The 18,785-nt window shown below is 52.0% G+C and carries 20 protein-coding genes; 10 read left to right on the top strand and 10 right to left on the bottom strand.

Annotated features, from left to right (window positions below):
* Nucleotides 1-131: 131 nt before the first annotated feature.
* On the top strand, nt 132-1,178 hold the full coding sequence (locus tag BLP79_RS02895; RefSeq protein WP_090216903.1) for a fatty acid desaturase: 1,047 nt from the start codon (nt 132-134) through the stop codon (nt 1,176-1,178).
* A 105-nt stretch (nt 1,179-1,283) separates the two neighbouring features.
* On the opposite strand, the gene BLP79_RS02890 is transcribed toward BLP79_RS02895, so the two are convergent.
* The gene (locus tag BLP79_RS02890; RefSeq protein ID WP_090216004.1) at nt 1,284-1,802 is read right to left on the bottom strand and encodes a YHS domain-containing (seleno)protein; all 519 of its coding nucleotides are present in this window, start codon (nt 1,800-1,802) and stop codon (nt 1,284-1,286) included.
* A gap of 291 nt (nt 1,803-2,093) precedes the next feature.
* On the opposite strand from BLP79_RS02890, the gene yghU reads away from it, so the two are divergent.
* Complete coding sequence (yghU, locus tag BLP79_RS02885) at nt 2,094-2,969, top strand: glutathione-dependent disulfide-bond oxidoreductase (protein ID WP_090215999.1); 876 nt, start codon at nt 2,094-2,096, stop codon at nt 2,967-2,969.
* Nucleotides 2,970-3,169: 200 nt separating this feature from the next.
* Here the strand turns inward: yghU and BLP79_RS02880 are convergent, their stop codons facing one another.
* Both BLP79_RS02880 and BLP79_RS02875 read right to left on the bottom strand, forming a co-directional pair.
* A complete protein-coding gene (locus BLP79_RS02880) occupies nt 3,170-3,961 on the bottom strand; it encodes an SseB family protein (RefSeq protein WP_090215995.1) in 792 nt (263 codons plus the stop codon).
* Nucleotides 3,958-4,557 (bottom strand): uracil-DNA glycosylase family protein, encoded by a 600-nt coding sequence (locus tag BLP79_RS02875; RefSeq protein ID WP_090215991.1) that lies wholly within the window; start codon nt 4,555-4,557, stop codon nt 3,958-3,960. Before BLP79_RS02875 ends, BLP79_RS02880 begins: the two co-directional genes overlap by 4 nt.
* 218 nt (nt 4,558-4,775) lie before the next feature.
* On the opposite strand from BLP79_RS02875, the gene BLP79_RS02870 reads away from it, so the two are divergent.
* The 3 genes from BLP79_RS02870 to kdsA are packed head-to-tail and all read left to right on the top strand — an operon-like array spanning nt 4,776 to nt 7,898.
* Nucleotides 4,776-5,435 (top strand): ABC transporter ATP-binding protein, encoded by a 660-nt coding sequence (locus BLP79_RS02870; protein ID WP_090215988.1) that lies wholly within the window; start codon nt 4,776-4,778, stop codon nt 5,433-5,435.
* Nucleotides 5,413-7,062: a KpsE/RkpR family capsule polysaccharide export protein gene (locus tag BLP79_RS02865; RefSeq protein ID WP_090215985.1), complete on the top strand. Its 1,650-nt coding sequence runs from the start codon at nt 5,413-5,415 to the stop codon at nt 7,060-7,062. The genes BLP79_RS02870 and BLP79_RS02865 overlap by 23 nt, the downstream gene beginning before the upstream one ends.
* Nucleotides 7,063-7,064: 2 nt before the next feature.
* A complete protein-coding gene (kdsA, locus tag BLP79_RS02860; RefSeq protein WP_090215982.1) occupies nt 7,065-7,898 on the top strand; it encodes a 3-deoxy-8-phosphooctulonate synthase in 834 nt (277 codons plus the stop codon).
* Nucleotides 7,899-8,005: 107 nt separating this feature from the next.
* Here kdsA and BLP79_RS02855 read toward each other — a convergent pair whose 3' ends face one another.
* Nucleotides 8,006-9,916 (bottom strand): AsmA family protein, encoded by a 1,911-nt coding sequence (locus tag BLP79_RS02855; RefSeq protein WP_170830442.1) that lies wholly within the window; start codon nt 9,914-9,916, stop codon nt 8,006-8,008.
* 170 nt (nt 9,917-10,086) lie between these two features.
* On the opposite strand from BLP79_RS02855, the gene rimO reads away from it, so the two are divergent.
* Nucleotides 10,087-11,508 carry a 30S ribosomal protein S12 methylthiotransferase RimO gene (rimO, locus tag BLP79_RS02850; RefSeq protein ID WP_090215976.1) on the top strand — a complete coding sequence of 474 codons (1,422 nt, stop codon included), beginning with the start codon at nt 10,087-10,089 and terminating at the stop codon, nt 11,506-11,508.
* Nucleotides 11,509-11,510: 2 nt separating this feature from the next.
* Here rimO and BLP79_RS02845 read toward each other — a convergent pair whose 3' ends face one another.
* The 3 genes from BLP79_RS02845 to BLP79_RS02835 form a co-directional block, all read right to left on the bottom strand.
* The gene (locus BLP79_RS02845; RefSeq protein WP_090215972.1) at nt 11,511-11,783 is read right to left on the bottom strand and encodes a DUF6455 family protein; all 273 of its coding nucleotides are present in this window, start codon (nt 11,781-11,783) and stop codon (nt 11,511-11,513) included.
* Between the two features lie 107 nt (nt 11,784-11,890).
* A complete protein-coding gene (locus BLP79_RS02840; protein ID WP_090215969.1) occupies nt 11,891-12,277 on the bottom strand; it encodes a YigZ family protein in 387 nt (128 codons plus the stop codon).
* A 3-nt stretch (nt 12,278-12,280) separates the two neighbouring features.
* A complete protein-coding gene (locus tag BLP79_RS02835; protein WP_090216902.1) occupies nt 12,281-12,985 on the bottom strand; it encodes a M48 family metalloprotease in 705 nt (234 codons plus the stop codon).
* A gap of 150 nt (nt 12,986-13,135) precedes the next feature.
* Here BLP79_RS02835 and BLP79_RS02830 point away from each other — a divergent pair, with 150 nt between their 5' ends.
* The 3 genes from BLP79_RS02830 to BLP79_RS02820 all read left to right on the top strand — a co-directional run bounded on the left by BLP79_RS02830 (nt 13,136) and on the right by BLP79_RS02820 (nt 14,862).
* Nucleotides 13,136-13,375 carry a hypothetical protein gene (locus tag BLP79_RS02830; RefSeq protein ID WP_090215967.1) on the top strand — a complete coding sequence of 80 codons (240 nt, stop codon included), beginning with the start codon at nt 13,136-13,138 and terminating at the stop codon, nt 13,373-13,375.
* A 219-nt stretch (nt 13,376-13,594) separates the two neighbouring features.
* The gene (locus BLP79_RS02825; protein WP_090215964.1) at nt 13,595-14,173 is read left to right on the top strand and encodes a nitroreductase family protein; all 579 of its coding nucleotides are present in this window, start codon (nt 13,595-13,597) and stop codon (nt 14,171-14,173) included.
* Nucleotides 14,170-14,862, top strand: coding sequence for an EI24 domain-containing protein (locus BLP79_RS02820; protein WP_090215961.1), 693 nt, complete (start codon nt 14,170-14,172; stop codon nt 14,860-14,862). Before BLP79_RS02825 ends, BLP79_RS02820 begins: the two co-directional genes overlap by 4 nt.
* 15 nt (nt 14,863-14,877) lie before the next feature.
* Here the strand turns inward: BLP79_RS02820 and BLP79_RS02815 are convergent, their stop codons facing one another.
* Together BLP79_RS02815 and mce are read right to left on the bottom strand one after the other, a co-directional pair.
* A complete protein-coding gene (locus BLP79_RS02815) occupies nt 14,878-15,153 on the bottom strand; it encodes a DUF1467 family protein (RefSeq protein WP_090216900.1) in 276 nt (91 codons plus the stop codon).
* 51 nt (nt 15,154-15,204) lie between these two features.
* Entirely contained in the window at nt 15,205-15,609 is a 405-nt protein-coding gene (mce, locus tag BLP79_RS02810) for a methylmalonyl-CoA epimerase (RefSeq protein WP_090215957.1), read from the bottom strand.
* 194 nt (nt 15,610-15,803) lie between these two features.
* On the opposite strand from mce, the gene BLP79_RS02805 reads away from it, so the two are divergent.
* The gene (locus BLP79_RS02805) at nt 15,804-16,523 is read left to right on the top strand and encodes a response regulator (RefSeq protein WP_090215954.1); all 720 of its coding nucleotides are present in this window, start codon (nt 15,804-15,806) and stop codon (nt 16,521-16,523) included.
* Nucleotides 16,524-16,783: 260 nt separating this feature from the next.
* On the opposite strand, the gene aspS is transcribed toward BLP79_RS02805, so the two are convergent.
* Entirely contained in the window at nt 16,784-18,568 is a 1,785-nt protein-coding gene (gene aspS / locus BLP79_RS02795; RefSeq protein WP_090215945.1) for an aspartate--tRNA ligase, read from the bottom strand.
* Nucleotides 18,569-18,785 lie beyond the last annotated feature (217 nt).

Raw genomic sequence — 18,785 nt, 5'->3', positions numbered from 1 at the left:
GTCACAACGGATCACGTTCTATTGGGGCCTTTCTTTCTTCAATGGGCAGGCGCATCATAGATGCGTATGATGACCCCTTATGGCTGCGCATGGATGCCTGGCCGTTTCCATCAGATAACAAAAGCAGGCGCATGTTCGATCAAACGACACAAACCGGGGGCGAACAGCCCGAAGCACGCAACGCGCGTGAGTGGGTGAAACTTCTTGCAGCCTACCGCGACCCCAATACCCGCCGTTCGGTGTTAGAGCTAAGCGTGACGCTTGGTGCCTTTGTGGGCTTGTGGGGGCTGGCTTGGTGGGCTCTCAGCTTTAGCCCATTTCTTGCGGTTTTTCTTTCACTGATCAATGCCGGGTTCCTGTTGCGCCTTTTTGCAATCCAGCACGATTGTGGCCATGGTTCGTTTTTTGCGACACGAAGCGTCAATGACTGGACAGGTCGCCTTTTAGGGGTCGTCACGCTCACGCCTTATGATGTCTGGAAACGAACCCATTCGGTACATCACAATTCCACCGGCAATCTTGGACGGCGCGGCATGGGGGATATCCACACAAAAACGGTCGCCGAGTATAAAGCGCTGTCGCGGTTTGATCGGCTTGTTTACCGGGTCTACCGCAATCCCGTTGTGCTATTTGGCTTTGGACCTGCTTATCTGTTTTTCTTTCAGAACCGCTTGCCGCTTGGATTAACCGAACATCGCCAGTTCTGGATCAGTGCAATGGTGACAAATGCGGTGCTCGGCCTTTGGCTTCTAGGCGTCTATATGATCGGTGGTTGGATGCCTTTACTGACCATTTTCGTGCCTTCAACCCTACTCGCGGCGACACTTGGCATGTGGTTGTTTTATGTGCAGCATCAGTTTGAAACCACACATTGGGAACAAGATGAAAACTGGCATATGCATGAAGCCGCACTTGAAGGCAGCTCGCACTATGTAATGCCTCCTGTGTTACAGTGGTTTAGCGCTAACATCGGTATTCACCATGTACATCATTTAAACAGTCGCATCCCCTTTTATCGTTTGACCGAGGTGTTGGACGATCATTCCGCGCTGGAAGACAGCAACCGGATGACAATTGCAGAAAGTTTTCAAAACGCGCGCCTGCACCTTTGGGATGAAGACAGTCGTACCCTTGTGTCTTTCAAAGAGGCACGTTTGATTATCAACGGGCAGACTTAATCCGAAACAATAAACAACAAAAAAGCGGAGCACCTTTTCAAGTGCTCCGCTTTTTTGTTAAAGATACAGATCACGCAGCGCGCGCAATCTGTATCAAATCAGATTTTACTTCTTTGCAGGTGCGGGGGAAGAAAAGTTAGGGATGGTGCGATCAGATGCCTCTGTTGGCTCTAGGCCGACCCAGTTTCCACCCGCTAAGTTGATGTTACCCGGGATGTCTTCTTCCCAAAAACCAACAACGTTTTTGGTGATGTTCAGGTACAGTTTATCATCAACGATCCGCCACAGGTGTGGGTTACCAGGAACTTTACCACCTTTAGCGACACCATAAGCACAATGGCCATCGAACTGAGGCGCGTAAAAATCAGGGTTGCTTACAAATTTGTCGCGATTTTCTTCGGTCGCAAATGCGAAAGTAGACCCATTATATTCAGCTGTGATCGAAGCCTTACCGGGAATTGCTTCAGGCTGTGAGGTACCGACCGCGGACTGAGCCAAGCTGCGGTATGCAACCACATCGTAACCAGAAACCGCAAAACCGGTTTCATCGACATATTGGTCACCTGCAAAGGCTGGCAGGGCAAAGCTCGCGGCTGCGAGAGCAGCAAGTGCAAAACGTTTCATGTGAACTCCTGAATTAAGGGTTGTGATCCGTACGCCCTCCTGTTGGGCGCCGTTGACAATATCATATTCTTTTTTTTTGCTTTGCGTAGGGGGGGACACGCGTCTGTGTAGAAAGCGGACCTTTTGTTACGAAACTCGCAATTTTCGTTACAAGTCGAAAAAACAACATTCCAGTCATTGGAATTTTCATCCGCTTGCATATTTTAGCCCTACGATACGTATCCGGACGTGTTGCCATTTCGAACTTCTGGCCTGAGCAAGGCCGAGTGATCAAAAAATAAGGCATATCTTATGACAGAGACACCCTACACGCCGCCAAAAGTCTGGGTTTGGGAGCAAGACAATGGTGGCGAATTTGCGAGCATTAATCGCCCCATTGCAGGCACAACCCATGACAAAGAGCTGCCGGTCGGCGAACATCCGTTCCAGCTCTATTCGCTTGCCACCCCCAATGGTGTCAAAGTGACAATCATGCTCGAAGAGCTTTTGGCGGCCGGGCACAATGGCGCTGAATATGATGCATGGCTGATCAACATCGGAAAAGGTGATCAATTTGGATCGGATTTTGTTGATATCAATCCGAACTCAAAAATCCCTGCACTGATGGATCACACTGGTGAAGCGCCCCTGCCAGTATTTGAAAGCGGCTCTATCCTTGTCCATCTTGCAGACAAGTTTGACGCCTTCCTACCCAAATCAGGCCCAGAGCGTACAAAGGTGATGAACTGGTTGTTCTGGCAGATGGGCAGCGCGCCTTACCTTGGCGGCGGTTTTGGTCATTTCTATCACTATGCACCAGAACAGTGGCAATATCCGATTGACCGTTTCACCATGGAAACAAAACGTCAATTGGACGTTCTGAACCGCCAGCTCGCCAATTCTGAATTCATCGCGGGAGACAGCTATTCCATTGCCGACATCGCGATTTGGTCATGGTACGGCCAATTGGCGCTTGGTCGCCTTTATGGGGCCGCGGAATTCCTCGATGTGGAAAGCTATGAAAACGTTATGCGTTGGGCAAAAGCCATTGATGCACGACCAGCTGTGCTCCGGGGGCGTATGGTAAATCGTTCTTTTGGAGAATTGCATCTGCAACTACATGAACGTCACAGTGCAGAAGACTTCGAGACAAAAACTCAAGATAAGCTGGAATCCGAACAATCTTGATCCGCAATAAATCTTGACAAAAACACGCGCCAACTGGTGCGTGTTTTTATATACCGTGGCGGTCCCATCTGCGCCGCCCGAAGGGTGGCGCTTGGCCCAACGGGAAGAGATTTCTTTGAAATTGATGACGGGCGGGAGCCCCTCTCTTTTCATGTGAGACATCAGCAAAACCCTCAGCCTCTCCCCGATGTTTCACACCGTCAAATAAGACGCGGGGGTTTATCAGGATCAGATCCGGGTGCGACAGGTTGGAAACTTTTGGGATCTTCTGCCTTTGGCAACTCAAATCGCAATCCTGCACGTGCAAGACGCGCAGCTGCAGGGTCTTTGGCATCAAAAAAGCTCACATCCAATGCCCCCACCTCGATCCCTGAAAAGGTCAGTGCTTCTGATACGGCCTTGGCCAAGGCACTTTCGGCTTGTTTTTGCGCCCCTACAAAGCCCAACAAGTGACCTTGTCCACCACCGGCGTATCGTAGCGCAACAAGATACGCATTGCTGGCCAATCCTGCCGCTGTTGCCAATTTCATGTCCAGAGCCGTCAATAGCGCTTCAGGCAGTCCGGTTGGCGGTAAGAATTCCTCAACACCCGCCTCAACCTCTTCAGGCCCGTGCCCCAACGTTTCCTGCAACCAAAGCACACCGGTTTCAGGGATCAAAATGGCCGAAGGCGCGACATCAAGATTTACCCCCAGTCCAATCCCCTGCCCGGCCAGCATCTGGGTCACCATCCGCCCAGAGAGCGCCACATAAGGCACCACCTGACCTGCAAACTCCGCAAGACGTTCTTCGCGGTCAAACACCAGCACAAAGCGTCCTTCCTCTGTTTCAAACAACGCAGGTGAAATCTTTTCGCCCTCAGGTTCTGCCTCCAGCATCAAAAACAGCTCGCTGTCCGCCAAGCGTTCGTAAAATCGCAAGCGTGCATTGGCGTCATTCGGAGCCAACTCCATCGCCGCGTGAGCCTGATCAATCGGGGTTGTCTCGCTCATATCATCACCTCCTTGACCCGGCGGCGCAGCACCGGCAGCAATTCTTTTTCAAACCAGGGGTTCCGTTTCAACCATCCGGTATTGCGCCATGAAGGATGTGGCAAGGGAAATACGTTTGGCGCATAAGCGCGCCAGTTCTGAACCACTTCGGTTACGCCGCCTTTGACCCCTAGATGATATTTATGCGCGTGCCCTCCCACAAGGATGCGCAGATCAATTTCGGGAAGCGCTTTCATCACACGGTCATGCCAGGTCTGCCCACATATTTTAGGCGGTGGCAGATCCGCTTTTTTGGCGGAATAGCCCGGAAAGCAAAAGGCCATTGGCACAATCGCAACGCGGTTTTGATCATAAAACGCATCATCGCTTAACCCCAACCATTCTCGCAGGCGATCGCCGGAGGCATCTGTAAACGGTTTGCCACTTTCATGCACACGCAAGCCCGGCGCCTGCCCCGCAATCAAGAGGCGCGCCCCAGGTTTAAACCATGCAACCGGGCGGGGCCGATGCGCTGTAGCCGTGGCAGCAAAGCGATCTGCGCAAAGACGGCAACCTCGAATTTCCTGTGCAAGGCTACCATGCTCCGTTTTTTTCATACGACTCCCCGTTTCCCACAACGCGTTCAAATGCCACAGTAATAAACGACAGACATTTAATCTTATTTTGATAAAATAAGACTCAAATAGACACAATAAAGCCCAAATCGCTACATATTGAATTAATGGGGATGTTTTACCAATAGGGCGCTTTACCTTTTGGGGTCTCCATAGATGGAACCCAGAACGGGTCTTGATGAACCATAGCGGAATATCTGATGCTAGAGTTTGAAAATGTCAGCAAGTCCTTTTGGACGGGCACACAGCGCAAGGTGATCCTTGACCGGGTCTCCTTTAAGGTGGAGCTTGGCACTTCAATGGGTATTCTGGCCCCCAATGGCACCGGCAAAACAACACTTGTCAATATGATGGCGGGTTTAGAAAAACCGGATGAGGGCGAAATTCGCCGAAGCAGCAAAATTTCTTTTCCTCTTGGCTTTATGGGTGGGGTGGTTTCACGTCTCTCTGCTATGGAGAATGCACGCTACATCGCCAAGCTTTATGGTCTTGATCCAGACTATGTTGAAGCTTATTGCCGCTGGCTTTGTGGTCTGGGGGAATATTTTGATCAGCCCCTTGGCACTTACTCTTCAGGGATGCGCGCACGGTTCAATTTTTCTTTGATGCTGGCCCTGGATTTCGACATTTATCTGATCGATGAAGGCATGCCCAGCACCACCGATGTGGAATTCAACAAGAAAGCCGGTTCCATTCTTGAAGAACGATTGCAGACAACGACTATTGTGATTGTGTCTCATCAGGCCAAAACCCTCGAGAAATTCGCCCGAACAGCCGCCGTGCTGTTGGACGGGCAGTTGTATATGTTTGACTCCTTGGAAGAAGCGAAACAGCTCTATGACTATGAAACCCAAGGCTAAAAAGTTTCGGATCCGCCGCAACGGCAACACGCCCAGCAGTGAAACACCTGCGACCGCAAAGGCGATTGAAGGCCCTCAGGCTGAACAGGTGTCCCCGTCAGAGGCGGACTCCCCTAAAGCTGCAGGCAACGATAAGGGGGCTCAGCTGAAAATGGCGGCTGCGCTGCGGGATCCGCAAGAACGCTCGATGGATACCGACATTGAGGTTATCAAACGCGAAGGCCTGACCGGACGCCAACTTCGTATGGCCCGGCGGCTTGCGCAAAAACATGGACTGTCCGCGACATCCGATTTTGACGCTGTGCGTTTGCTTCGTACAAAAGGCATTGATCCCTTTAAACATGCCAATATGCTGGAGCTGGTCGTTCCAAAAAACACCGCCCAACCCGAGGGCAACCCAGAGGCACCCGCAGCGGTTCAATTGCCACAGACACTGCCCACCGCAAAATCCTCTCTGCCCTCAACCGAACTGAGCCCGGCGGAACGACGCACGAAAGAGATCAAAGCAATACAAGAGGACATTGCACGGCGGCGGCGCAAGAAACTTGCCCTGTTGGTTGGCCGCTTGTCCTTCTTTGTGTTGATACCAACTCTGGCGGCAGGCATTTATTTCACCAAAATCGCCACGCCGATGTATTCCTCAAAATCCGAATTTCTGGTTTTGACAGCAGACGGCGGCGGCGGGGCTGGCGGTCTGTTAAGCGGCACGCAATTTGCAACGAGCCAGGATTCCATTGCGGTTCAGGGTTATTTGGAATCCAAAGAAGCAATGCTGCGTTTGGATAACGAAATCGGATTTCGCACACATTTCACACAGGAATGGATTGATCCTATTCAGCGGCTCGATTCTGAAGCCACCAATGAAGATGTGTTCAAAGCCTACACGCGCAACATCAACATTGGGTATGATCCGACTGAAGGCGTGATCCGTATGGAGGTTTCGGCTGCCGATCCAGAGATTGCAGCTGAATTTTCGCGCAAGTTGATCTCTTATGCACAGGAGCGCGTCAATAATCTCTCCAGTCAAAAACGTTCAGATCAATTATCTGAATCTGAAACCGCGCTTGAACAGGCGGAATCGCAACGTCGCGACGCACAAGAGCATCTGGTCCGCCTGCAACAACAGGGGTCCGTTCTTGACCCAGAAGGCGTGATCGCGTCTCTTCGCTCTCAAATCGGCACATTTGAACTGCAACTGCAGGAGAAACAGCTGGAACTTGCCGCTTTGGTGGACAACAGCCGCCCTAATCGCGCCAAAGTTGCTGGTGTCGAAGGTGATATTAGCCGTCTGGAAGCTGTGATCGCCAACCTCAATGCGCGCATGCAAGATGCCTCAGCCGGAGAGAATTCTCTTGCAAACCTGCGGGTCCAAATCCAGATGGCTCAGATGGATCTGGCAACCCGTGATTTAATGCTGCAGGCAGCACTCGAACAACGGCAAACCACGCAGATGGAGGCAAACCGCCAAGTGCGTTATCTCACCACGCATGTGGAACCTGTTGCCAGCGAAGAACCCTCTTATCCACGGAAGTTCGAAAATACCATTCTGGCGTTTCTGGTGTTTTCCGGTATTTATCTGATGTGCTCGCTTACCGCGTCCATTCTCAGAGAACAGGTTTCGTCATAATCATGAAAAATATCGACATCGCCGGGATCACTGTTGGCAATGATCAACCGTTGACTATCATTGCCGGCCCTTGCCAGCTGGAAAGCGCAGATCACGCACAAATGATTGCGGGGCAAATGAAAGAAGCCTGTGAAAAAGCAGGCGCGCAATATGTATTTAAAGCTTCTTATGACAAAGCCAACCGCACCTCGCTATCCGGCAAACGCGGCCCCGGTATTGATGCTGGGTTGCAAATTTTAGCCGATATCGGGAGAGAGTTTGCAGTGCCGGTTCTGACCGATGTCCATACAGCAGAGCAATGCGCGCTTGCAGCTGACGCTGTAGATATTCTGCAAATCCCAGCGTTTCTATGTCGTCAGACCGACATGTTGTTGGCCGCTGGTGAAACAGGCAAGGCAATCAACATCAAGAAAGGGCAATTCCTTGCTCCTTGGGATATGGAGAATGTTGTCAAAAAGGTCGAAAGCACGGGCAACACCAAGATACTCCTGACCGAACGCGGAACATCTTTTGGCTACAACACTCTTGTGGCTGACATGCGCGGCCTGCCGCAGATGGCCAAAGGCGGTTATCCCGTGGTGATGGATGCAACCCATTCTGTGCAGCAACCTGGTGGCAAAGGTGGTTCAACGGGCGGGCAGCGCGAATTTGCACCTTTGATGGCACGTGCGGCGGTTTCGCTTGGTATTGCAGCTGTTTTCATTGAAACACATGAAGACCCGGATCAGGCACCTTCAGATGGGCCGAATATGATCTATCTGGATCAAATGCCCTCTCTTGTGGACAGTCTGATGCAGTTTGATGCTTTGGCCAAAGCCAATCCAATTCGCATTTAACCTGCTGACTGAACAATAACGTCAAAGACGTTTCGCCTGCCTCCGGCAAGCGACCGCGCTCCCGCCATAATGGCGGGAGCGCCTGCGTATCCGGTAAAAAACATTCGTTAGTTGCCGGATAAAAACTTCAGCAACTGGTCTTTTGCCTCTTTTTCAATCCGGTCTTTCAGGATCTCGTTTACATTCTGATCCGGGGTCACGTCCAATTCAAGTTTTTCACTGATGGTCTCTCGAAGCTTTTGCTTTGCATCCTCTTTCACTTCCTCCAGCTTGGGGGCAACCGCGCGGGAGAGATCGGGACGGATCTTTGGATCGGCCCAGGGGCCAGTCACTTTGACAGGGATCGAAATCAACTGATCGCCAGTTTCCACCTTGGGTGTAAAGAGGTAATCCAATGCTTGTACGCCCAACAAAACTTGCCCCGCACCTTCGACAGAAATTCCTTTCACTTGCATCAAGAGATCCTGATTGTCCAAAATCCCGGCCTCCATCGCGAAAGTTCCTTTCATCGCATCAAATACTGTGCTGCCCCCGTTACCTCCACCGGGTTTCATCAGGGCTTCCAGATCAAAACCTGTGAAAAATCCTTTGCCGACATCCAGACGCCCTTTGCCTGACACTGATTTCATCAAAGCGTCTATCGAATTGCCCGACGCAAGATATTGCAGCTGTCCCACGGCTTCACCGTTCAATTTATCAAAACCCGCGGTCTGACCAAGTAACTGTTCCAGCCGCACGCCTTCGAAATTGAGATCGCCACCGATCGAGAGACCAGATCGATTGTTTACAACCATTTGACCGCGCACTTGACCATCAAACAGGGCAGCGGGCTGCAGTTTCATCACTGCCCGTGAACGTTCAAGAGAAAGTTGCAACTGACTAGGCCCAAAGCGTAGATCCCCTGCCCGCAAACTGTTGAACGTAAAAGAAACATCTCCGTCCGCAAAAGAAAGCGCGCTTGCGTCAATTCTATCAGTCGGCCAACCCGTTTGAGGTGCGGATGCAGGCGTGGTTTCATCGCTTGAAAGAGCTTCGCTTAGATTCAGCGCATCCGCCGTCAGTCGTGCCACAACATTGGGCCGTTCAGGTGTCAGATCAACTGTCGCTTCTCCCGTAAATCGATTGCCATCCAGATCAGCGCTGAGATCATCAAACGTTAGCTTCCCAACACCATCGTAAGTCACCGCAGTTGCAAGATCTACACGCTGCCCCATCCCATTCGGGAGCTCGACATCCCCCAATCCAACCGCTTGGAAAGCATCACTTGTATTGTCACTGTTCAGTGTCAGCTGGCCTTGCACCTGCCCATTTGTCGCAATGGCACCTTCAAACAAGGCGTTGCCGCCCGGAAGTTTTGCAGCCACGCGGGATCTGGTGCTGGCTCCGTTCATAAGGGCCGCCATATCTTCCACATTCCCGGTGAGGCGAACAGGCGCGCCTGCCGGACGCAGAGAGATATCAAATTCTGCGGCCGCATCGGGATTTGGCCAGTTCAGATCAAGATCCACCTGTGTAAGTTCAATCGGGGCCTCACCATGCGGCGCATATCGCAACGTCGCCCCACGCAATCCCATACGCGCAACGCTAAGAAGTGTTGTGGTCTCAGGATCAGATGTCGCTGCAGAAGTCTGCGCCTGACTAAATTCCCAATTCCCGCGCCCGTCCGCATCCACCGCGAGGTTCAGAACAGGTAAAATTGCGGTCAGTTCGGTGATATTCACTGTGCCAAACAAAAGATCCGCCGCATCAAGACCGATGTTCAACCGCTCGGCTTGAAACATTGGATCCGGCCCTGCCCATCCAGCGTTTTGAAACCAGACACCATCTGCCTTAATTCCAACGGTTGGCCAGAAGCTGAATTGCACAGGGCCCGAGATCGTTAATTTACGTCCGGTCTGTTTTTCGACCTGATCGGCTGCCAATCCCGCGATTTTCTCTCCTGGTAAAAGTAACAAGAGACCCAGCAAGGCTGCGGCTGTAAAAAGAAGGGCTGAGATGCCGCGTATGACCCATCGCATGGTATTTTCTCCCGTTTCGTTAACCATAGAGTAAAAAGCCAAGAACCGCAGCGCAATCAAAGTTCTAACGCATCGCAAAAAATTGCACAGTTCAGCGCGGGCACGCATATTGCTGCACTGGTGCAAAACTTTCATTTTCAAACAGAGATACAGCAGGTATATGCCCGCTCATGACAGACACGCGCTCCAGCAATCCGCCAGAACTCCGCCCGGACCTCGCCCCCAAACTACAGATTGGTGACAGTCCCCGCGCCGACCAACCAACCTTGGGCATGGTCTCTTTAGGGTGCCCAAAAGCGCTAGTGGACAGTGAGCGGATTCTCACTCGGCTACGCGCAGAAGGGTATGGAATTTCTCCTGATTACACCGGTGCAGATGCAGTGATTGTAAACACCTGTGGTTTTTTGGACAGCGCTAAGGCTGAAAGCCTTGATGCCATCGGTGAGGCGCTCAAAGAGAATGGTAAGGTGATTGTGACAGGGTGTCTGGGCGCAGAACCAGACTATATTCGCGAACATCACCCGCGTATTCTTGCCGTCACGGGACCGCATCAGTACGAGCAGGTGCTGGATGCAGTTCATCAGGCAGTACCCCCTGCGCCAAATCCGTTTGTAGACCTTTTGCCTGCGGCTGGTGTCAAACTGACCCCACGTCATTTCAGTTATCTGAAAATCTCAGAAGGTTGCAATCACAAGTGTAAATTCTGCATCATTCCCGATATGCGCGGCAAGCTGGCGTCACGTCCTGTGCATGCCGTGCTACGCGAGGCTGAGAAACTCGTCTCCTCTGGCGTGCGAGAATTGTTGGTGATTTCGCAGGATACCTCAGCCTATGGGTTGGACCGGAAATATTCCACGCACCCGTGGAAAGACAGCGATGTCCGCAGCCATATACAGGATCTATCACGGGAACTGGGGCGGCTTGCACCTGCTGATGAACTGTGGGTACGAATGCACTATGTTTACCCCTACCCACATGTGCGTGAACTGATCCCCTTGATGGCAGATGATCGCAACGCGCTGTTACCTTACCTTGATATCCCGTTCCAACATGCCCACCCTGATGTGTTAAAGCGGATGGCACGCCCTGCAGCGGCGGCCAAAACGTTAGATGAAATTACAGCCTGGCGCGCGACCTGTCCCGACATCACGCTGCGTTCAACCTTTATCGTGGGATACCCCGGAGAAACCGAAGCGGAATTTCAGCATCTTCTTGAATGGATGGATGAAGCGCAATTAGATCGCGTTGGTTGTTTTAAATATGAAAACGTCGATGGCGCGCGATCAAATGCACTGCCGGATCATGTATCAGAAGCGATCAAACAAGAGCGCTGGGAACGTTTCATGGAAAAGGCGCAGGCGATTTCTGAGGCCAAACTAGAGGCCAAGGTCGGCAAGACCTTACAAGTGATCGTGGATGACATCGACGATGAAGGAATAGCCACCTGCCGCACCAAAGCTGACGCCCCCGAAATTGACGGAAATCTATTCATTGATGAAGGAACAGAAGGGTTGAACGTCGGCGATCTGGTGCAGGTTGAGGTAGATGAAGCCGGTGAATATGACCTTTGGGGCCAGATCACTGGATCCTGAAACTAACGTTGCATTTCAAGGAGCTCGGACAAGAGCTCCTTGTTCCGGCAATAATTTGGAGTTGCGCTTGCAACTTCGGCGCTGCCTTCAATGCGATCGAGCCAACGCTTGCAGGCTTGTGGTGTACCGCAGGTTTTGCAACGCAGAACAGAATCCGCGATTTCATCAAACGGCATCCGCCCTGCGATCGCCTCTTCTTCCAGATCCAGCCCAAGCGCCTGCCCCATCCGATCAAAAAGGGCTGCGTGCTCTGCATTGATGCGGTGCTCTGTCATTGTAGATCTCCTGAGGCTTCAACCAATTCAGGACACACTACATAGACATCTTGGGAGATACGCTTTGATACACATCAAAGGCGGCGATATTACCTTTATCAAGTCATTCAGCTTGCACTGTTTGTATCTAAATACGCGCGTACCGCATCCTGAACGCGTCTGAAGCGATCACCACCAAGCTTTTTACCACCGTACCAACGTGTCACGATGATGACATGATTTTTGATCGCTTCGCGTTCCATCATACGCAGGATGACAATACCCGCACCGCTTTCTCCATCATCTGCTTTTAATCCCCCTGAAGGAAGAATGGCCGCCCATGTGTTATGGGTAGCCTTCGCATAAGAACGATCACGTTTTAGCGCGCGTAACACCGCATCCACCTCAGCACGAGAAGTTACAGGCGCACCGGTCACTGCGTATTTAGAGCCGCGATCCGTCAGCACCACGCCAAGCTGGTAAAGGTCAGGCGTTACGCCTTCTGGCTCTGCCATTCTTCAGCGCAGGCCATTTTTACGGATTGTTTCCTGCACCACGCGGATACGTTCTGGGTTGGGCGGATGGGTCCCTAAAAAACGATCTCCGGGATCAGGTAGGCGATAAAAGAACTGGACGCCAACACTGGGACGATAGCCCGAGAGATGAGTGATCACCGTGCCCAATTCATCCGCTTCCAGTTCAAACTCTTTTGAGTATCCACGCGCCCCAACGGCCGCGCCAAGATCCTGAGCATTGGCAACATCCGCTGCGGTCCCACCCGCCAGAGAGGCAAGCCCCCCCAGCAAAACAGCCCCTGCCACCGCATTTTCACGCTGTCGTTTCAAATGGCCACGAATATGATGGGCGGCCTCATGAGACATTACAAAAGCCAATTCATCATCGTTGCCTAGCTGGCGCAGCATTGACTGGGTGAAGGTGATAATCGGGCGGCCATTGCGGTCCAGGCTTTGAAACGCGTTTGGCGGGGCATTTGGATTGCGGTCAATCTGCACGAGAAAATCACAGTTCAACCCACGCACGCGGGCCCGGCATTCACGTTCCGCGACAGGTTCAACCCGCGCTGTGACCCGTGCAAAACCTGTACGGGTCACCCCGGAGGAGGGCGCCACCGAAGGCACGGGCTGTGAGCCGCCTGTGTTCACAGTGGGAACAATATCGCAAGCCCCAACCAATAATCCAAGTAGCAGTGCATATCGGCGCATCATGATCCCCTTGCAGCTCTCCCTGTCAGACTATCGCGGCTTTGGGGGTGGGATCAATCACACAAAGCCCCCTACCTTTGATCATTTTTGCAATATATCGTGACAAAGCAAATCCTTGTAAGCTTACCCCGCCGGTGGCAAGCTGCAGATATGTTTACGATTGAACACGAATTTGACTCCACAGTCATTACCGTCATCGATGAAGGCGAAACCCAGCTTCAAGAAGATGTGACCGTCAATGTTTTTGCGGAATGCGTCACGGTTGAGCAGCTCGATCCTCAAAGTGAAGAAGTACAATACCTACAGTTGAGCCATCAACAAATTCGCGATCTGGCCGCAGCTTTGGATCTCCCGGAAGGAATTTATCGTCTGGTCCCAGAAAAGTCTTAATGTGGCATAGCGCTATCTGGTCAACCACCGCACAGGCGCTGTGCAGATCGATTTTCAGATGGACAAGGGGCGATAGCAGCCTCAAATTATCTGTGCTCACGACGCCAGAGCGGTTTGGCTCTTTTTCTCAGTCACACCCCCCTCCAGCTACGCATCATCCCCTTGAAATTAAGCTGCTTTACAACGAAGTAGGCTTTGCCATGAAAAAAGGTTTTAGACATGCCTGATCGCAACGATGCCGCTCTGGATTTTTTGATGACACGCCGCTCGCGCCCGGCAAAAACGCTGGTTGCACCTGCTCCAGATCGCGAACAGTTAACGGAGCTTTTGACCGCAGCAGCCCGCACGCCGGATCACGGCATGCTGGTGCCTTTTCGTTTTGTCATCTTGGAAAAATCAGCCATGCCTCGGTTGGCTGACCTGGTAACAAAGGCAGGTACACGCCTGGACAAATCTGCAGAAGATATCACCAAAGGTCGCACTCAGTTTGAACAAAGTCAGCTCGCAGTTGCGGTGGTTGAGAGCCAAAAACAATCGGTCAAAGTCCCCGCGATTGAACAGACCTATACCGCTGGTGCTGTCTGCCTATCGCTTTTGAATGCGGCACTTGCTGCCGGTTGGGGAGCGAACTGGCTGTCCGGCTGGGCCAGCCACGATGCCAGATTTTGTGCAGAAGCCTTTGATCTAAAAGAAGGGGAGCGGATTGCAGGTTTGATCCATATCGCAACCGAGGGCCCCCGCCCGACAGAGCGCCCTCGCCCGGCCCTGGATACAATTACACAATGGGTTTCTGAATGATCCTAAACGCATTCCTAAAAGCACTGGCACAAAGCGGTGATCCCCGGTTTCGCAAAGTTCTGCTGACCGGCATTGGTCTTGCGCTTGTGTTACTTGCAGCGATCTACGTCGCATTCTTGCTGTTGATTCACATATTTGTCGGCCCAGAATCGACCCTGCCCCTCATTGGGCAGGTCACCTGGCTGGATAATATTTTATCCTGGGGCTCTTTTGTATTCATGCTGTTTCTGTCTGTGGTCCTGATGGTGCCTGTTGCCTCGGCTATTACATCAATGATGTTGGATCAGGTCGCAGAGGCCGTTGAACGTAAACACTATTCACATCTACCGGGCGCAGCCAGCACACCATTTTGGGCCGGAATTAAAGACAGTATCGTCTTTTTAGGCTTCCTCATTCTTGCCAATCTTGTCGCACTGGTGCTGTATCTAACCTTCTCGGTGGCGGCTCCGGTGATCTTTTGGGCGCTGAATGGGCTATTGCTTGGCCGCGAATATTTCACATTGGCAGCAGCCCGTCGGATCGGATTTATCGAGGCGAAAAAGATGCGACGCAAACATGCTGTCACAATCTGGATTGCGGGCACATTGATGGCGATACCGCTTTCAGTGCCATTGTTAAACCTTGTTATACCGGTCTTGGGCGCAGCAACCTTTACGCACATCTTTCACAATTTGCGTGCGCGCTCTTGATCTGGTGATCTATTCCTATTGAGGATCAGGAATGCTGTCGAACCAGTCGAAATCATTCAGGGTTATTGCCCCGCTGAAAATGATCGTAGCAATAACCGCCCACAGCACCGCAGCAAGGCCAGTTGTGATCCACGCTTTTTGCTTGAGATAATGGTGTTCAGGCGCTCCTGCATGTGTTCCTGGCACCACGTCTCCCAGATCACCCTGTGTTTTAACCCGAATGGGCAACACAGTCAGAAACGTCAAAAACCAAAGAACCGCATAAAGTACCAGTCCTGATGTCACGCCCATGATATCCCCCGATCCGAAAGCCTGTGCAAACTGCACAGGCTGGACATAGCGCTAAACCTCTTCGAGTTCCACCAAACATCCGTTGAAATCTTTGGGGTGGAGAAACAAAACCGGTTTTCCATGTGCGCCAATCTTAGGCTCACCATTGCCAAGCACCCGTGCGCCCTGCGTTTGCAAGCGATCCCGCGCAGCCAGGATATCTTCGACCTCATAACACACGTGATGAATTCCGCCTGCTGGGTTCTTTTCCAAAAAACCCAGAATTGGAGAATTTTCACCAAGCGGATAGAGCAATTCTATTTTTGTATTGGGCAGATCAATAAACACCACGGTTACGCCATGGTCTGGTTCGTCCTGTGGCGCACCAACAGTTGCACCAAGAGCGTCACGATACTGCGCCACAGCTGCATCCAGATCCGGCACAGCAATCGCCACGTGATTCAATCGTCCAATCATTGCTTCCTCCACTCAAGTCAATTTGGAGCGCAAACTATGCGCGCTGCGCTGCAGCGAAGCAAGACCGGGCGACAATGTTAACGACACCAGTCCTGATACGCGCGCTCAGCCCCCCCCGATAAGCGCCCTGTTAACCGAGAATTAGCCAATATTTTTTAGCGTCGAATCAGCTGCGATGAGGAGCATGTATTGAAATGGAAGATTCGGAACTATTCTCTGCCGCCCAACGGTTGCCGACCAGCCGACGTCCGTTGCTCGGCCTAACGATCCTAGTTGTTGAAGACAGCCGCTTTGCATGTGAAGCAATGCGCCTTTTATGTTTGCGCAGCGGCGCACGTATTCGACGTGCAGATTGCGTGAAATCAGCACGTCGTCACCTCAAGGCGTATCGGCCCTCGGTTGCGATTGTAGATATCGGGCTTCCTGATGGATCTGGGCTTGATCTTATCCGTGAAATTTCCAGCGCAACACCACGTGTCAGCGTTCTGCTTGGCACTTCAGGTGATCTCGGTCGCGAAGATGAAGCACGCGACGCCGGTGCCAATGGGTTTTTACAAAAACCAGTCAGTGCCCTTGCGACATTCCAGCAGTCGATCATTGATCACTTGCCCGAAGAATGGCGCCTGGCTGGTCCGCGATCTCTGAGCGATGAAATCATCGAACCCGATGTGCTCGCCTTCCAGGATGACATGGCGCATGCAGCAGACATTCTGGCAGATGCTGAGTGCAGTGCAAACCTCGACTACCTTGCACAGTTTCTTGGGGGAGTTGCCCGCAGCATTGGAGACACCCCACTTGCAGATGCGGCCGACAGGCTCGCAAGTGCCCGCAAGAGTGGCGATATAACGGATTCTGCACAGACGCTGATTGCCGGGCTTGTGCAGGATCGCTTGGAAAACAAGGTCGCTATATAAATGCTAGAAACATTTTGCGTCTCAGGTCTGGCTCTAGGTCTTGTTCTATATGGTCAAGCCCGTCAGTTCGCCCGCGAAGTTCGCCGAAACAGACAGGCAGATCGCCAATTGGTACCCGTTTTGTACGATCATCAAAGGATAGAAAACGAGTGCAGCGTCCCCTTTTCTCGCCAAACGGAAACTTGACCCAATACCCCGACATAGAAAAGGCTCGAAGGTTAAATATCTTCGAGCCTTTTTCCATTCGTTCAAACGGCGACTTATTGATCTTGCGGGATTACGCGCAACCCAAGTTCCATCAATTGCTCTGACATCGGTTCAGACGGAGCTGCCATCATCAGATCTTCGGCACGCTGGTTCATCGGGAACATAATAACTTCGCGAATGTTTGCTTCATCCGCCAACAGCATCACCATCCGATCGATACCCGCAGCACACCCGCCGTGGGGCGGTGCACCATATTGGAAGGCGTTGACCATACCGCCAAAGCGTTTTTCGACTTCGTCCTTGCCATATCCTGCAATTTCAAAAGCTTTAAACATGATCTCGGGGCGGTGGTTTCGGATCGCACCAGAAACCAGCTCATACCCGTTACACGCCAGATCATACTGATAGCCTTTGACAGCCAGTGGATCCGCCAACAGCGCTTCCATTCCACCCTGAGGCATTGAGAAGGGGTTGTGTTCGAAATCGATCTTGCCGGTTTCTTCGTCTTTTTCGTAGATTGGGAAATCCACGATCCACGCAAAGGCGAAGCGGTCTTTATCGATCAGACCCAACTCTTCGCCAATCACATTTCGCGCACGTCCCGCTACAGCTTCAAAGGCCTTGGGTTTGCCGCCCAAGAAGAAGGCTGCATCGCCAACCCCCAGACCCAGCTGCTGACGGATTGCCTCGGTCCGTTCGGGGCCGATGTTTTTCGCCAGCGGTCCCGCAGCCTCCATACCGTCGGCACCTTCACGCCAGAAGATATAGCCCATGCCGGGCAGGCCTTCGCCTTGGGCGAATTTGTTCATACGGTCGCAGAATTTGCGCGACCCACCGGTGGGCGCAGGGATCGCGCGGATCTCTGTGCCTTCTTGCTCTAGAAGTTTTGCAAAGATCGCAAATCCAGAACCGGCAAAATGTTCAGAGACCACTTGCATTTTGATCGGGTTGCGCAGATCCGGCTTATCAGAGCCGTACCACAGCGCTGCATCTTTATAAGAAATCTGCGGCCAATCCTCGGCTGCATCCACTTTTCGGCCTTTGCCGAATTCTTCGAAAACACCAGCAATCACTGGCGCGATCGTATCAAACACATCCTGCTGGCTGACAAAGGACATTTCCATGTCAAGTTGGTAGAAGTCGGTTGGAGAGCGATCTGCGCGCGGATCTTCATCCCGGAAACAAGGCGCAATCTGGAAGTATTTATCAAAGCCAGACACCATCATCAGCTGTTTGAACTGCTGTGGGGCCTGTGGCAACGCATAGAACTTACCCGGATGCAGGCGTGAGGGCACCAGAAAGTCACGTGCACCTTCTGGGCTTGAGGCTGTAATGATCGGGGTTTGGTATTCGTTGAATCCTTTGCCCCACATGCGCTTACGGATTGACTGTACCATATTGGAACGCAGCAACATGTTATTTTGCATCTTTTCACGACGCAGATCGAGGTAACGATAGCGCAGGCGGGTCTCTTCCGGGTACTCCTGCTCCCCAAAAACCATCAAAGGCAGCTCTTCAGATTTGCCCAGAACCTCAATATCGCGAATAAATACCTCAACCTCACCCGTTGGGATTTTTGTGTTCACAAGGCTTTCATCTCGCGCCATGACGTTGCCGTCGATACGGATACACCATTCAGAGCGAACTTTTTCAATCTCTGTAAACACCGGGCTGTCAGGGTCAGCCATGACTTGGGTGATGCCGTAGTGATCGCGCAGATCGATAAACAATAACCCGCCGTGGTCCCGAACCCGGTGAACCCAACCTGAAAGACGAACGGTTTCGCCAACGTTGGATTTATTCAATTCTGCGCAGGTATGGCTGCGATATGCGTGCATAGCATGACCTTTCATCGATCCGGTCGTCATTCAAAAGCGCGCCATACATGGCAAAAGCATGAGGCGCAAAATCCGTCTCTGCCGATACACAGGTTTGCATCGCAGTTGTCAAGCAACCCGGCTTCATCAGCCTATTACTTATGACAAAAAGGGGCGCCCACGCACTCTAGCTGGGTTGCACACGCAATCCAACACATCTCCCCTAAGCATAGCGCTG

It is taken from the genome of Epibacterium ulvae (assembly GCF_900102795.1).
Taxonomy (GTDB): Bacteria; Pseudomonadota; Alphaproteobacteria; order Rhodobacterales; family Rhodobacteraceae; genus Epibacterium; species Epibacterium ulvae.
The sequence above is the reverse complement of the archived record's forward strand: the minus strand, read 5'-3'. Positions and strand labels throughout refer to the sequence as shown.